Here is a 15,925-nt window from a genome sequence, read left to right as displayed (position 1 = left end):
CCGGCTTCGGCTAATTGCGTTTAATCAGTTCGTACAAGAGGGCATTCAACATGGCAACCCCCACGGTACTGCCACCTTTCCGCCCACGAATCAAAAGGTAGGGAATGCCTGATTCCTTCAGCATCTGCTTGGACTCGGCTGCGCCTACAAAGCCCACCGGAACACCGATCACGAGATCGGGTTTCACGATCCCTTCAGCATACAGCTCGCACAAACGAACCAATGCGGTTGGTGCATTGCCAATTACAAAGATGCGAAAGCGCTCATCCTGCGCGGCCTTGTTAATTCCGCAAATGGATCGGGTAATTCCCTGCGCTTTAGCTTCGGCAACAACTTCCTCGTCGTGCACGAAGCAGTGCAGTTCGCAGCCCAATTTTTTGAGGGAGGGCTTGCTCACGCCGGCGACAATCATGCTGGTGTCGGCATAAATACGACAGGATTGCTGCAAGGCATTTTTAGCTAGTTCAACCGCATTGGGATGCGCTTCGAACAGGTGCGCATATTCAAAATCGGCCGTAGTATGAATGACGCGCTTCACGATGGAGGCGTACTGCTCCGGTATATGGAGATGCGAAAGCTCGCGGGAAATAATTTCCATGCTGTCGCTTTCAATTCCCAAGGGGTTTAAATTGACGTAGTTGCTTTTTTCCATAGCGTACAAATGGCGTTTAGAAATTCGAATTTGGAGTAAAAGTGAACGTGGGCATAGGCCGCCAGACAGTTCTTGCGTTGCAGGCCACATTCCCATTCAACCGACCGGTTCGGTTTTCGCAGCTGGTAAGTTTCCCTGTAGTTCTTTTGTGATTCTTTTTGCACCAGTTGCGACCGGTGAAACTCATGGCAGGGAGTGACGGTGTTGGCATAGCTGATTTGCGCATAACCAAAGCGTTGCAGCCGGGTGGTCATTTGCACCGAAACGTTGAACACACCGCACATGGGCGTTTCCTCATTTTCCAGTGAAATGATGCTGTCGGTCAGGTACATTAGTCCGCCGCATTCCGCATAAACCGGCATGCCCGATTCTATCTTTAGCTTGATTTCCTGCATCAGCGCTGTGTTCTGCAGCAATTCTGCGGTGAACACTTCCGGATAACCACCGCCCAGGTACAAACAGTTGCAGGCGGCGGGCAAGCTGCGATCATTTAAGGGGCTGAAATAATGCAGCGTGGCTCCCAGTTTTTCCAGTAATTCCAGGTTGTCCTGGTAGTAAAAACTGAAGGCTTTGTCGTGGGCCACACCAATCTGCAGATCCGACAAATCAAGGTCCGGAAGCTCGATTGGAGTGGGCGAAGGCTGCTCAATTTCAGTCGCTTTTAAGAGCGCCGGAACATCGATGGTTTCTTCCATCGTTTGCCGGAGAAGCGCTACTTTCTTCGGAAGCGTATCCACCTCATCGGCCTGAATTAGTCCCAGGTGGCGGCTTTCGAGCCCAATTTCCTCTCGGGTTGGCAGGTAGCCAATGCAGGCAATTCCGGTTTCCTCTTCAATCAAGCTTTGAAGAAAGTCAAATTGCATTTTGGAGGACACGTGATTCAGGATCACGCCGTTCACCTTCGATGGATTTTTAAGCTCGGCAAATCCTTTGATGATGGCAATGACGGATTGGTAAAGTCCTTTGCAATTGACCACAAGCACAATGGGCAAATTCAGCTTTTGCGCCATTTCCCAGGTCGAGCCGGAGCCTTCTTTACCCAGCCCATCGTACATGCCCATCACACCTTCAACTACAGCAATATCGCTACCAGCCGAGTGTTTGTAAAAGAGGTGCTGCAGGCTTTGGTCATTCAATAAAAAGCTATCGAGGTTGTAGGATGGCACGCCGGTAACCCGCCGGTGAAAAGCCGGATCGATGTAGTCGGGACCGGTTTTGAAGGGGGCAACCAGCATTCCTTTGGATTGCAGCAAAGCCATCAACCCAATGGTGACGGTGGTCTTTCCGCATCCGCTGTTTGTGCCAGCTATTATAAATCCGTGCATAAATTTCTTGTTAGTCTGTTTACTAATTCGGCTTCGTTTCTTGGAAGCTTTTCTGCCGTTATATCCGGCTGGTGCATCCGGGCCAGTTTCACCAATAGTGGCTGCTCCAAGCCTGCATCTTTAAGAGTACCGGCATTGCCGAACACCTCTTTCGGGCTGCCCATGCTGAGAACCGATCCTTCTTTAAGCAAAACAACCAGATCTGCCCAGGCATAAGCTTGGTTCACATCGTGGGTTGAAATGAGCAGCGTTTTTCCTTGTTTATTTTGAGCTTCCAACAGTTCAAAAGTCAGGCGGGCATTTTGCGGATCGAGATTCGAAGCCGGTTCATCGCAAACAATCAGCTCCGGCTCCATGGATAACACGGAAGCCAGGCAAACACGTTTCTTTTGTCCCGAACTCAGTTGGTGGGGCGAATGATTTTTCAATTCCTGCAACTCGAAATAATCCAAATATTTTTCAACCTGCTCACGAATCCACTTTTTATCCGAATACAGATTGCTGAGGCCGAAAGCCACTTCCTCGTAAACCGATGGAGCCACCAACTGGTTATCGCTTTCCTGAAAAACAATGCCCACTTTTTGCCGCAATTCCCGTAACGCTTTTCTGTTGTACCGGTATTCTTTTCCCCGATAGTGGAGCTCGCCATTCGTGGGTTTATAAATTCCATTCAACAAAAGCAGCAAGGTTGATTTTCCGGCACCATTGGCACCCATCAAGGCAATTTTTTTGCCCTCGGGAAGCGCCAGGTCAACTTCAGCTATTGCCTGCTTTCCTGTTGGGTAGCTATAGCTTGCTGCTTTTAGTTCAATCAAGTTACCAGCCATAGTTGCAGCAAATTAAAAGGAAGGCGCCAGCCAAGGAGGCCAGTCCCACCGGAAGGAATAACTGAGAGAACGCAAATTGCCGTTCTTCCTGTAGAAAGCAATAATTTTCTCCGGCACAGCGCGCTTGCAAGGCCGTTTCCAGCTGTTTGGCATTCTGCATGGATTTCTGAAATACAGCAGCCATTAAGCTGGCAAAAAGCGGAATCCGTTTCCCGTTTCCGGAGTAGCCCAAACGGCATTTTTGAGCCCGATACATTTCGAAACTCGTCTGGCGAAGATTCTCTATAAACTTGAATGTGATCACGAATAAATCGATGAACAAGGCCGGAATCCGGCACTTTCTCATTAGTTCTGCCAATTCTGAAATCGTGTTCGTCAGCAAGATGAAATACAGAATGCTGATGAGCGCTAAACTTCGACTGAGCAGCAAGCTTGCCAGTTGTAATCCGCCTGATGAAAAGCCAATTGGCAATTGCCCGACGGTGAAGAAGGCTTGCTGAGCCGGAATTTCGAGTGCAATCACGAAACATCCTGGCAGAATAAAGGCAACCGGAATGCGGTATAGTCGAGTCAAGTTTGACAAGCTAATCCGGGTAATTCCCAATAAGCCAATATTGATCAGCGCAAACATGGCCCAGTCGAAATAGACCGAACCGGACACCAGGGCCAAAACCATAGCCGGAGCCCAATAAAGAGCCCGAACGGCAGGCGACAGCTGTTGCAAGCGGTGATCGTGTTTATAGATCTCAGTAATCCACATTAAGCTTTCTTTTTGCTTTGCTTCCAAACGAAATAAGCGATAACACTGAGCCCGATGATAGCCTGAAGAGCAAATAACACCGGCTCGGCCCAAGGCTGGTTAAACTCGATTAAATGCTTGGCCCATGGCTGATACTGGGGGGCTATTTGCTGAATCAGTTCAACCGACTGATCGTCGCTTCCCGAAAAATTGGGAAACAGATCGGTTGCTAAAAATTGGATTAGCAAAACCAGCAGACAACCGCTAAGCAGGTAGATGACTGTTTTTCGTTTCATAAAGATTCGGATTGAGTTCTTGAATTTCTGCTTTATTGGTTCGCTGTATGTATTGAAAGGCCAGTACGGTAAAGACCGATTCGATGATGGACAAAGGCAACTGGGTTACCGCAAAAATGGATAGAAACTTGATCAGATTGCTATTAAATGCTGCCGTTGAATCTGCAAATGCGACGGCCAGTTGCGCCGATGTGCAGCTGTAAATAACCAGGTTTGATACAAATGATGCTCCACCAACAGCGAGCCATTGCGGAGTTTTTACTCCCTTCAGCAAGCGGAAAACCCACACCGCCGAAAAAGCACCGCAAACGGCCATTGAAAAACCATTTGCTCCAAGCGTAGTCAATCCGCCGTGAGCGAGCAACAATGCTTGAAACAGCAACACGATTAGGCCAACGACCGACATGCATGACGCTCCAAACAACAAGGCACCAAGCGCAATGCCGGTTAAGTGTGAACTGCTTCCGGCGACCGAGGGTAACTTCAGCGAGCTCAGAATAAATACATAGGCTGCAACTGCTGCAAAAAGCAATTTGGCGTTGGGATGCTCGCTAATTGTTTGCTTGAGCCTGGAAAAGCCGGCGATGAGAACCGCCAGGTAAACGGCCCACCAGACAATGCACCATGAGGCAGGCAGAAAACCTTCGGCAATATGCATGCTGTTGGCCACTCCCGGAAGGAAGATACCAAGCCCGAGATACGCGACTCTTTTCTTAGTCATCAGGCGATCTCCTGTACTTTTCGGTACATGATTTCGGCCATCAAAGGTTCTCGGCCGATGGGCTTGCCAAAGTGAAAATCTAATTGCGGGTGTTTCACTTTCAGCTGAGCCAGAATTTCAGGAATGTCTTCTTTGATGTGATTGCCATTGAACAGGAAGTAGGGGATAACCACCACCCGGACGACATCGGATTTAGCGATTTCGGCAACAACTTCTTCCAAAGATGGAGAAGCCAACTCCATATGAGCGCCAAATACGTTCTGACCATCCATTTTTTCTTTCAACAAGGCAACAATGAAGTTGAAATCTTCAACCGCCTGAATGGATTTACTACCATGACCAAGAATAACAACAGCTTGCTTTTGCATTTTTTACTATTTAAATTTTAAAAACTAGTCAAAAGCAATGCTTGGGAAATAGCTAGAAATGTACTTCTCAGCTTATACAAAAAAGTAAGTAAATGAATTCCAAACCTGGTTGTCCATTTGCTTTTATTCCCGAAAGCATTGTAATATTAATTGTGGCAGGTCTTCTGGCTCGTCCGTTTTCGAGGCCTTCCCATTCGGCAAATCCGAACAGTGGCAAGAGTATTCCCGAAAAACATTTAATGGACTTACAGCTGCGGGTACAGCTCCGGAATTTTCTATAAAAGAAGCACCGGATTCCCATATTAAGGCTCCTCCTGTGACTGGAGGAATCCACCAACTGGAGGCAAATCTATATAAAAAAGGGCTTGAAAAAGTGTATTAATGCAATTATTTTATTGTTTATAATAAGATGCGGATATCTGCAATAGCTGCTATTTAACTGACAATTAAACGAAACAATCAGTTGACTGGTCTTTATTCAAAAAAATTAAGGTGTCGGACGGTTTACATTCTATGTTGGTTTGAAGGATTGAAATACAGCGAATGTGCTGATCGGTTGGGAATATCTGTTAAAACGGGGAAAAATCAAATGGCAATTGCTATAAGGAAGCTGCGAGGGAAGATTGTTCGCTATAAGTTTGCTCGTGTTCTACCTCTTTTTGATTCTTAGGTTTTCCTGGAACGAATTAATGATAAAGTCTGAGAAAACGATAAGGTTGTTTACCCATATTAGTTACTTTTTTTCAAAGAATAGCAGGTAGGGGAAGTTAGTCTCATAGGTGTCTCATTTCGGTATTTTGAGATGGTTTAGTTTTACCGTTTTATGCACATAGAGAGACTGTCATGATCAACCATCTGTAAGCACAAAAAAAATGCCTATAGTCCAATGACTTATAGGCATTTTTTGTAAGCTAGGATGGTTCGATTCGAATCCGATCCGATGGATGTTATTACATCCGTAATTTATTAAGATCTATTTTTGAGCAATATTAAATCCTGTAATTTCAACCTTCGGTTCCTCTCCGTTGGTGTCTTCATTTTTCAAATTCACTGTAATCTCTTTTTCTTCTCCAGGCATTAGCGAGACATAATTATCACTATAGAATGTCGGAAGGATCCGTTCTCCGGATTTTGTACCAACCACGTTTAACCGAACCATGAGCGCCGGCGTATCTGATGTGTTTTTCAAGATGGTTGTAAGCGACCAGGCTTCGTTCGATTTCGATACGGTAGTACTGTTTTCTAAATTCACTTTAGGCAAGTTATTTAGCGCCTGGTAATTTCCTTCTTCCAAACTACGCCAGTAAAAATTATCCGAAATTACCTTGTCGCCGTCAGTTAATGTGAGTTTTATAAAATGAACTTCAGACAAGTTTGCTGGAAATTCCAGTTTAAAGCATTTTTCGGTTGAGTCTTCATCGCTATCGATTGTGGAGTCAGATTCCCAAACAATAGCCCCATCCATATTGATGAGTTCAGCTTTAACGGCAAGCCCGGTTCTATCCCGTCCATAATTATTTACGACCTCAATTTCGTCTGTAACCGGATTCCATTGAATATGTATCGGTTCACAAGCCTTTTTAACGCCAAAGTAGGCTGCGGTTGGCTCGAAGTAGTAATCGTAGGTTTGCCATACCATCGAAGGCCAGGCCGAGTGGCTCATCCACAATAGCAGGCCTTTCCGGTATTGGCTCCTTGCTTCAAACATACCCCGGTAGCCTTCATAGTTGATCCACTGGGCGAGTTCCGTAAATTCTTGTGCGTCGTTTGCTTTTCCAAACGCTTTCTCAATTATCTGGTTAAACGAAGCTGCTCCTTGTGCTCCTTCCAAACAATAGTCGTGAACGCCCCACAACCTGTTTTGCGGCCACAGAGCGGAATCCGGTAACGTTTGCTTTAAGCTTTCATAAGTCATCACGTTGGGCATTCCTCTTTCGCTATGGAATTTATCCAGCCCGTTAATGGTATAATATGTTTTTACAGGAAGGGCGCGGTAGGGACCCTCGCCACTTACAACTCCACGCGACGAATGTGAAATGTAATGTAGCCCCGGATGTTGGTTAGAAACCAGGTTGTTTAAGGCAGTGTCCAGTGACATGGGCGGATTACCTTCATTCCGGCCACAATAAATGGCGATGGAAGGGTGGTTTCGAATTCGTTTCACCATATCTGTGGCATTTTCCATAAACATGCCATCGTTATCCGGATCCGGTCCGTCCCAAGGGTTGGCCAGCCAAAAATCCTGCCAAATCATGACGCCATATTTGTCACATGCTTCGTACAATTCATCATCACCGATTTGCCCTACCCAGTTGCGAATCAACGTAAAATTCATATCGGCGTGATAGGCCACAGCAATATCATATTCTCTGCTGCGGTAGTTCAGGTTCGATTCAGAGAATCCCCAGTTGCCACCACGGCCAATAAAACGTCTGCCATTGATGAATAAACTCAATATTCCGTTTTCTTCGGTGTAGCTCATTTCGCGTACACCTGATTTGAATTCTTTGGAATCAGTGACAGTTCCACCTACCTCAAATTTCAGGTTAACATCGTATAGGTTCGGACTTCCGTATCCTTTGGGCCACCAAAGTTTTGGATTTTCAAAATGCAGGGAAGGACAATTCGAAGGATTTAATTCGACCGACTTAACTTCGTTAGCTTTGAGCGAGATATTCTTTTCGAAAGCAATATCTCCATAATTGCCTTTCAACACGCCTTCGATGTTTTCGGATGAATTATTTCGAAGCGACACTTCCACATTAATATCTGCAGCTGAGGTATCGGGTAGTGCTAAATCAGTTGAAACAAATGGATCTTCGATGCTAACCGGCCCAACGGTTGATAAGAATACATCGTTCCAGATTCCAATGTTCCGGCCACGGATGGTTGGAATCCAGTCCCATCCAATTGACGCATGGAATGTTGGGTTATCAGCGCCCAAAATACCACCATTTTTATCCGGGGTCTTTTGAGTTTGCTCTTTAATCACACCGGGGTTATCATTTTTGTGAATCAAAACGGCCAATGAATTCTTTTGTCCGGGCGTAATTAAATCGGTAACATCAAATTTGCCATGGATAAATGCACCTTCAATTTTTCCGGCATTTTTACCATTCACAAATACATCGGCCTTCCAGTTTATGCCATCAAAATTCAAAAACAGTTTATCGTTTTTAAAATTTGCAGGAACCTCAAATTCGTTGCGGTACCAAAAATCAGAATAGAAAAACGATTCCGAAATCATGAGTTGGTTATCACTATAATTGGGATCGGGCAGGGCTCCGATGTTTACATAACTCGTTAAAACGGTACCCGGCACGGTTGCAGGAATCCAGCTTGAATCGTCAAAGTCTTTTTGCGAGATCGCAGCGCCTGTGCCTTCAACTTCTGAGGCTCGTTGTAACTTCCATTCACCTCTCGTTAAGCTCAGGTTTGAGTTCGAAGTCGATGTTGGTGCTGCTTTGGGAGTCGGAATTAAGCCTCCTTTTCCAAATACTTCCAGTTCGCTTAAGATAATCTTTTCGCCAGGAGCGGTCTCCATATTAACCCGTACGTACCTGCCATCAACAGGACTGTCAAGTTTAATTTCATTGGATAGCTCGTCGGAGTCAAATGATGTGACATCAGTCCAACCGTTTGAAAGATTATCTGAAACCTGGATTTGTCCTTTTGCAGCCTTTTTTATCCAGTATAAATTGAACTTGTCGATGGAGCAAACTGCCCCCAAATCAAGGTATACCCACTCATCCTTTTGCCCAGAGCTCATCCAGGCGCTTTTAAAATAATGCGAAGGCGCCATTTCAACTTTTTTCTGATTATTAAAAAAGTCAAGGTCGGTAATTGTCCATTTTTCGGCACTCGGGGCCGATAATTTCAACCTGTAATAGCGGTGCGAAGCAGGTGCAAAATTGAATGAGGTGATTATTTTCTTCTGACCTTCCAGCATTCTTTCGAGATTCGAAATACTCAATTTGGCTTCGTCAGCATTGCACATTGCCTGGCCCGACATGCTAGACCCTTGCTTTTCATCAAGAACGGTCCAGTTTTCACCATCGTCAGATGCGGAACAAACAAATTGCCATTTGCCCGATTTCGATTTATCGGATGCCAACATGCCGATTAAGTCAATTTCTGATATTTCAGGAATAACAGAACCTCCGGCTATTTCAAACTGTAACCAGGCTTCATTACCTTCCAGATTTATGGTTGTAACAACATTGTGGTCCAGCAGGTATTCCCGTTCGTTTTTTGGCAAAACACCCGTGTTTGTGGAGATCGAAATCCAGTTTGGCTCCTCTGTGTCAATAATGCCATCAGTGATTAGCTGAGCCGTGAGATTGTAGTCGTAACTGGAAGAGTGGTAAGCAGCCCTGTTTTTGGCCAGGTTGCGGTAATTGTCAGGGGCGGCAACCAGTTCCGGCGAAGCATCTTCTTCCGGATTTCCCGGGTAAACTCCAATACCACGCGTATAGGTTTCTTTTTTGCTCTGGCAGGCAGAAAAGAAAGTTAAAATGCTAAGTGCGATCAGGGAATAAAAATGTACCAGTTTTGATCTTCCAGGGGGAAAAGATAAATTGTATTTTTTCATTATTCTGAATTAAAGATTCACCGGAGTAGCTTGATTTACGAATAGCACAATCTCACTCCGGTAATTAATATTTTCAAGTATAGCTATATTTTGAGAATATACTTTCAAAATCTGTTTGTCGGGAGTTTATTTGACTATTTAATTTTGTTTGAGATGAGGCTCGGTTGGTTTGACATTGGCAGAACGAGTATCTGTAAATGCTGTTGCTGAATAAATGATAAAATTGAAACTGGCCAGTCGAGTTTGTAAGCCAGTTTTTAATTGACTCTGTTAAGAACAATAGGAGTAACTACAGAGGGGAAATATGTAACAGGCTTTGGGACTAGCAAGGCCGGTATTTTGGATTGAGGTAGTTTGATTTAACAAGTTGCCTTTTTTTATTCGTCACCCAGTTTGAGTATTGGTAGGCTGGGGGCGGTCTTCATAATTCGGTTTTTGAAATGTAATCTGAAGAACTTGTGTATAGCCGAAAACCTCACATCTTCTACTTGACTAATCTTGATATATTTTAGTATTGTCTTTCCTATCTCTTCAACCCCGATTAATTGACGTATTCATTCGATGTGCTGATTGATGTTTTGGTCACTGATTTTTTTAGATGTTAAATCCTTTATCCAATATTTCAAGAATAATCGGTTGGATTACAATAACGTTATCCTCATTTTCCTTATCCTTTTTCGTTTTTCAGTGACCCCTCATTGGGACTTGAGGGATCCGATCCACTAGTTCTTCTTGTAACTGATCTTTCTCGCCGGATTTTTCGTATTGGGGCAAAAGATTGTGCAAATGGAACAAAATAGCTGAAGTTTATTTTTTCTCAAAGTCTTTTCTTTGTTCTTGACTATCCTCGTCACAGCTGGGTTGATTAGTCGGTTTGGAAGTTCATTTTTTGTAAATTAACAGGATGTATTTGTCTTGTGAAATTCGAGCTGTCCTTTTTGTTCGTTGAGGTTTTTAATTTCTGTGATAGCATAATTGTCAATGCTTTTTAACCCTTAATTTTTTAGGATTATTAAGGCACGAATAACTATTTTTGAATTGTGCCAATTGATCTTTATGATCTACCCGTTTATGTTTTGTTGCAGAAGTTGTTGTCAGGATTTCCGATTTTTCAAAATAGTAAAGATGTAATTAAATATGAGTATGATAAAATTTGCAGTTGGAGTTGAATTGGAAGGAACTTATGTGAAGTATGCATTGGTTTCGGACAAAGGAGAAGTCCTTCTGCAAGGGAAATTGGATGTTGAAGGCGAAGCATCGCGCGATGATATCATTCAAATGCTTGGTAAAGCAATACAAATAGCGGTCAATAAATCCCGGGAAAGAGCGGTGAAAGTTGTTGGCATTGGAATTGGAACCCCCGGAATTGTGTGTGATGGAATTGTGACCGGTGGCGCTGAAAATTTGGATGGATGGCAAAATATCAACCTGGCTAAAATATTCTCAAAAAAGTTTGATTTGCCTGTTTTTGTCGACAACGACGCTAATGTTCTGGGACTTGGCGAGGTGGTTTATGGTGCTGCTCAAGGATGTTCCGATGCAATATTCATTACAATCGGAGCCGGTATTGGGGGCGCTATTGTTGTCAACGGAAATTTGTATGGCGGATATAAAAATCGGGGAACTGAAATGGGGCACGTTCCTATTATGCACAATGGAAACCCCTGTGTTTGCGGAAGTCGTGGATGTTTGGAAGCTCACGCATCCACAACAGCTTTGTTTCGGCAGTATGCTGAAATGGTAGGAGTCGATGCGTGTGAAGTAGACGGTGTTTATTTGGTTGAGCGAATGAAACAAGCTGATCAAAAGGCCATTCAGTCGATGGATGAACACACCGATATGCTGGGGCATGCAATTGCCGGATTTATCAATACTTTTGCGCCGCAGCGCGTGGTTATCGGTGGTGGAATTCCAGAGGCAGGTCAATATTACATTGAACAAATCAAAAATTCGGCAATGCGGTATGCAATGCCCGATTGTCGGGTTAATACCGATGTCGTAGGAGCAGCCTTGGGGAATAACGCCGGCTGCATTGGGGCTGCTTCCTTGGTTTTTAGGAATCTAGCTTGAGGAAAACTGAAATCGCATGTTGTCAGATTTCGGTCATTCGTATGGTAGCGGAGGCTTTATGAACTATTTGAAGTCCTTACGATACTCGGATGGAGTTTTGCTCATGAGCATTTTGAAATAGTAATTGAAATTTGCCAGGTTATTGTAGCCGCATTCGTAGCAGATGTGAGTAATTGGCTTGTCTGTTTCTGTCAGTAGTTTAGCAGCAATCCCAATGCGAACGTTTTTGACATAGTCCATAAAAGTCTGGTTGGTCTTCTTCTTAAAATAACGACAAAACGAACTGGGTTCCATGTACACCAATTTAGCCGCGTCTTTCAGGTTTATCCCACTTTGGATATTCTGAAAAACGTAGGTGTAGATTTTGTTGATTTGGTCCCGGTCCTTGTCGTATGCATTGGGAAGGGTAGAGGGCAGGGTTAAAAATTCCCGGTCTTCAATTTCCAACAGGAGGTTGAAAATTTTCAATAATTGAATGTATCGCTCCAGTCCTTTAAGACCAATCATTTTATGAATAAGGGTAATCGCCTTCTCTAGTTTTGGCCCGCGAAACAGGATGCCACTATCTGCGATTCGCAATAGCTTGATCACATCTTCCAATTCCGGAATATTGAAAAAATCAGAGTTAATGATGTCTTCATTCAAATGAGTGACAATGCATTCCGGATCTTGACCATTCTCCGTGTCTAAGACTTCCCAACAATGCGAAAGGTTGGGGCCCAAAAGAACGAGGTCGCCGGGTGTAAATGTTGAAATGTGATTGCCGACTATTCTTCGCCCCGATCCGGAGGTAATCAGGTTGAGCTCGAAATTGGAGTGTGAATGGATGATTTCGGTATTTAATTCCAATTTCATTCTTCGGGTGATGAACGAATGCTTATTCGGAACGAATATTTTCTCGTAGATGAATTCCATGGTGACGAAATTTTGTCTTTCGATGTGAAAATATGTAATTATTAATATCTGGTTGGTTAATATTTGATGTGTTTGGGGCAAATTATTTTAAATGCACGTTCGTCGTCGTTTCTTAATTCGCTTCGTTAGGTAGTTTTAGTTGATTTAATAGGTTTGTAATCAGTGTTTTTGGTGTGTTTTTTGACAAGCTGTAATATTTTCTTGTTTAATCTGTGTTTACGATAAAGTAATAGATTATTAATGTTCTGCGTGTGTTTTGGTGGAATTTTGATGGATCCTATAGCTTGGCGTAGGAATCATTGACGATAAACTGGTTTTTCTTAAGCCACATTTCTGCTTTATGAACGATCTGTTATCAGACTTCCTTTCGTCTTCAACTTGGTGCGATAAAGGGCAATGTTTTATTATTTCTGCTGATTAATAGTTATTTATATTCTTTAATTCCTTCTGCCGGAATGTATCTATTCACTTTCGTTGTTTTTTTCAAGTCCGTCAAGAAGGGAGGGGTGGTGGTTTGTCATGTTGCCGATTTTGCCCTGCTTCCGTTGTAGAATTGTCAGATTATTGGGACTGAAAGAATACGACCTATTCCTTGAGGTCAATATTTCATGCAAAGCGAATAAAATAGCAGAAGTTTTTTTGTGATTATTAGTCTTGCTTTGTTATGTCGATACTTGACTACTGTCGTTTTAAAGACTTCGATAATAGAAAATAGATATGAAAATGGATCTTAAAATATCTTTTAGATTTTTAATTGTTTTTTTTGTTCCCCTTCTCTTTAGTGGTTGTGGGGCCGGTGATTCTAATTCGGCTTATCAGGATCTGAAGCTGGAGGGAGATTGGAAAATGCAATCAAGTGAGAAGCTAAACGGAATCGGAGATCAGGAAATTTCTGTCGCTGCCTTCGATGTTGAATCTTGGTTGGATGCAGAAGTACCGGGAACTGTTCTTGGGAGTTTGGTGACGAATGGCATGGTTCAGGATCCTTATTTCGGAATCAATATGCAAAAGGTAGATGCAAGCCAGTTTTCAAAGCCCTGGTGGTTTAGGAGAACTTTTACGTTGGATAAAGGTGCATTGGAAAAGGTTGTTTCGTTGCGATTCGATGGGATAAATTACCGAGCCGACCTGTGGGTGAACGGAAAGATGGTGGCGAGTAAGGACGATTTTGCTGGAGCTTTTCGCATGTTCACATTTAATATTAGTCAGTATGTAAAGGAAGGGATCAATACCGTTGCTTTAAAATTGTATCAACACATAGACGGGGAATATTCCATCGGTTTTGTCGATTGGAATCCGCTTCCTCCTGATAAAAATATGGGCATATTTCGCCCTGTTTCGCTCGAAATTAATGATGGTGTAAAAATTCGCAGCCCTTTCGTTTATTCAAAAGTTGACTCGGTTTCTCTGGCTTCGGCAGATTTATTTATCGATGCAGATGTCGTGAATCAGACGGATCAGGTGATGGAGGGAACATTGCGTGTGAATTACGAGTTGGGAGTGGTTGAAAAGGAAATTGCACTGAAGCCCAACGAGACGCTTTCCTGTCACTTCGATCCGAAAGAGTTTAAATCCCTGTCGGTTAATAATGTGAAGCTTTGGTGGCCCAATGGGATGGGCGATCCCAATCTTTACGACTTGAAAGTTGAATTTATTGCAGATAACAAAGTTCTGGATTGTGTTCAAAAGAATTACGGAATCCGCGAAATCAAGAGTTATTTGAATGAAGATAAAAACAGGACGTTCGAGATTAACGGGAAGTTTGTGTTGATAAAAGGTGGAGGCTGGGTCGACGATCTTTTACTTCAGGATACGCCTAAATCGGTTGAAGCCCAGCTTCGGTATATTAAGCACATGAATTTGAATAGTATTCGTTGTGAAGGCTTTTGGGGTAAAGATGAAACCTTGTACAACTTGTGTGACGAATACGGAATTTTGGTGATGGTAGGCTGGAGTTGCCAGTGGGAATGGGAGGAATACCTGCACAAGCCAACCGATGAGAAATACGGCGGCGCAACAACAGAAGAGGATATTGATCTTCTCGCTCAATCGTGGAAAGATCAACTGCTCTGGTTGCGTAATCATCCCAGTATTTATGTATGGATGTTGGGTAGTGATAAATTGCCCGATCCCCGGCTGGAAAATAAATATGTCGATCTGTTTCAGAAATATGATTTGTCACGGCCCTACGTGACTTCTGCCGGAGGTGCCGGGACAGAAGAAAATAAAATCGTTGCAGAGGTTCCTCTGGTCAGTGATATCAGTGGACCAACGGGGATGAAAATGTTGGGTCCCTACGCCTACACTCCGCCGGTGTATTGGTATACCGATACGCAATTAGGTGGTGCTTACGGTTTCAATACTGAAACTTGTCCCGGGCCGAGTGTACCTCCGCTCTCTTCCCTCGAGCGAATGTTTCCAAAGGATAAACTTTGGCCCATTGATAAAGATTACTGGGAGTTTCATACTGGACGCAATCAATTTAAAACATTGGATCGGTATCGGAAAGCCTTGGATGCCCGGTATGGTGAGTCTGAAAGCGTAGAAGAATTTGCGTTTAAATCGCAAGTGAGTAATTATGAGGTTATGCGCCCGATGTTCGAGGCTTTTATTGCGCACAAGCCGAAAAGTACAGGAGTCATTCAATGGATGCTGAATTCGGCCTGGCCGGAGTTGTACTGGCAATTGTATGATACTTATCTCCAGCCCAATGGTTCGTTTTACGGAACACGCAAGGCGTGTACACCGTTGCATGCGATTTATCGCTATGGTTTCAATGATGTGTACCTGGCAAACGAAGACTTGAAAGATGCAACGGAATTGACCGTGAAAATTCGAGGATTCGATCTTCAATCCAGAGAAATTTTTGCAGACCGGTGGCAGGGAGATATTCAAACAAATACATCAAAGTTTATTTACAAACTACCAAAGATTGAGGGTGAGAATCCGGTATGGTTTCTGGCGTTGAATGTTTATGATTCCGATGGAAAAGAGCTTGATAATAGTTTTTATTGGTTGTCGGAAAAAGAGGATGTTTTGGATTACGAAGCAGCCAAAAAATTGGACTGGCCATACTACACGCCGACCAGTCAATATGCTGATTTCAGATCGTTGAATGACCTGCCGAAAGTTAAACTGCAATATCATTCGGATTACAAGGCAGACGATCAGTTTGCGCAGGTAAAGCTAACGGTGAAAAACCCCTCGGATAAGCTGGCTTTCTTTGTCTATTTCGACATTGTTGGAGCGGACTCTGGTGCTCCCGTACTTCCGGTTTACTGGGATGACAATTATATTTCTCTGCTTCCGGGAGAGGAGCGAACTTACTCGGCGAAGTATTTCCTGGCTGATTCTGATGGCAAGGAACCCAAAATAAAAGCTAAAGGTTGGAATGTCGATTCTGTAATCATAAATGAATAGA

Annotated in this window: 12 protein-coding genes and 1 riboswitch; of the genes, 3 read left to right on the top strand and 9 right to left on the bottom strand. The window is 43.5% G+C overall.

All coding sequences use genetic code 11. The features are described from left to right. Positions 1-10: 10 nt before the first annotated feature. Genes BC643_RS03570 through BC643_RS03540 form a run of 7 tightly spaced genes read right to left on the bottom strand, consistent with a single transcriptional unit; the run spans position 11 to position 4,928 of the window. Positions 11-652: a precorrin-8X methylmutase gene (locus tag BC643_RS03570; RefSeq protein WP_120271793.1), complete on the bottom strand. Its 642-nt coding sequence runs from the start codon at positions 650-652 to the stop codon at positions 11-13. Beyond that, positions 625-1,977 carry a cobyrinate a,c-diamide synthase gene (locus tag BC643_RS03565; RefSeq protein ID WP_120271792.1) on the bottom strand — a complete coding sequence of 451 codons (1,353 nt, stop codon included), beginning with the start codon at positions 1,975-1,977 and terminating at the stop codon, positions 625-627. The genes BC643_RS03570 and BC643_RS03565 overlap by 28 nt, the downstream gene beginning before the upstream one ends. Beyond that, the gene (locus tag BC643_RS03560; RefSeq protein WP_120271791.1) at positions 1,962-2,804 is read right to left on the bottom strand and encodes an energy-coupling factor ABC transporter ATP-binding protein; all 843 of its coding nucleotides are present in this window, start codon (positions 2,802-2,804) and stop codon (positions 1,962-1,964) included. The genes BC643_RS03565 and BC643_RS03560 overlap by 16 nt, the downstream gene beginning before the upstream one ends. Next, positions 2,794-3,564, bottom strand: coding sequence for an energy-coupling factor transporter transmembrane component T family protein (locus BC643_RS03555; protein WP_120271790.1), 771 nt, complete (start codon positions 3,562-3,564; stop codon positions 2,794-2,796). Before BC643_RS03555 ends, BC643_RS03560 begins: the two co-directional genes overlap by 11 nt. Beyond that, on the bottom strand, positions 3,564-3,839 hold the full coding sequence (locus tag BC643_RS03550) for an energy-coupling factor ABC transporter substrate-binding protein (RefSeq protein WP_120271789.1): 276 nt from the start codon (positions 3,837-3,839) through the stop codon (positions 3,564-3,566). The genes BC643_RS03555 and BC643_RS03550 overlap by 1 nt, the downstream gene beginning before the upstream one ends. Continuing rightward, entirely contained in the window at positions 3,808-4,560 is a 753-nt protein-coding gene (locus BC643_RS03545) for an energy-coupling factor ABC transporter permease (RefSeq protein WP_120271788.1), read from the bottom strand. The genes BC643_RS03550 and BC643_RS03545 overlap by 32 nt, the downstream gene beginning before the upstream one ends. Next, complete coding sequence (locus BC643_RS03540) at positions 4,560-4,928, bottom strand: sirohydrochlorin chelatase (RefSeq protein ID WP_120271787.1); 369 nt, start codon at positions 4,926-4,928, stop codon at positions 4,560-4,562. The genes BC643_RS03545 and BC643_RS03540 overlap by 1 nt, the downstream gene beginning before the upstream one ends. A gap of 137 nt (positions 4,929-5,065) precedes the next feature. After that, a riboswitch (cobalamin riboswitch) is annotated at positions 5,066-5,281 on the bottom strand. 110 nt (positions 5,282-5,391) lie between these two features. Between BC643_RS03540 and BC643_RS23720 the strand changes: the two genes are divergently transcribed. Further along, entirely contained in the window at positions 5,392-5,598 is a 207-nt protein-coding gene (locus tag BC643_RS23720; RefSeq protein WP_394340501.1) for a sigma factor-like helix-turn-helix DNA-binding protein, read from the top strand. 303 nt (positions 5,599-5,901) lie between these two features. Here the strand turns inward: BC643_RS23720 and BC643_RS03530 are convergent, their stop codons facing one another. After that, positions 5,902-9,519: a glycosyl hydrolase 2 galactose-binding domain-containing protein gene (locus tag BC643_RS03530; protein WP_120271785.1), complete on the bottom strand. Its 3,618-nt coding sequence runs from the start codon at positions 9,517-9,519 to the stop codon at positions 5,902-5,904. Between the two features lie 1,137 nt (positions 9,520-10,656). On the opposite strand from BC643_RS03530, the gene BC643_RS03525 reads away from it, so the two are divergent. Then, positions 10,657-11,589 (top strand): ROK family protein, encoded by a 933-nt coding sequence (locus BC643_RS03525; RefSeq protein WP_211337972.1) that lies wholly within the window; start codon positions 10,657-10,659, stop codon positions 11,587-11,589. Positions 11,590-11,652: 63 nt separating this feature from the next. Here the strand turns inward: BC643_RS03525 and BC643_RS03520 are convergent, their stop codons facing one another. Continuing rightward, positions 11,653-12,504 carry an AraC family transcriptional regulator gene (locus BC643_RS03520; RefSeq protein WP_120271784.1) on the bottom strand — a complete coding sequence of 284 codons (852 nt, stop codon included), beginning with the start codon at positions 12,502-12,504 and terminating at the stop codon, positions 11,653-11,655. Positions 12,505-13,221: 717 nt separating this feature from the next. On the opposite strand from BC643_RS03520, the gene BC643_RS03515 reads away from it, so the two are divergent. Then, complete coding sequence (locus tag BC643_RS03515; protein WP_120271783.1) at positions 13,222-15,924, top strand: glycoside hydrolase family 2 protein; 2,703 nt, start codon at positions 13,222-13,224, stop codon at positions 15,922-15,924. The last annotated feature ends 1 nt before the right edge of the window (position 15,925 follow it).

Source organism: Mangrovibacterium diazotrophicum (assembly GCF_003610535.1).
Taxonomy (GTDB): domain Bacteria; phylum Bacteroidota; class Bacteroidia; order Bacteroidales; family Prolixibacteraceae; genus Mangrovibacterium; species Mangrovibacterium diazotrophicum.
This window is presented reverse-complemented; position numbering and strand designations above follow the sequence as displayed.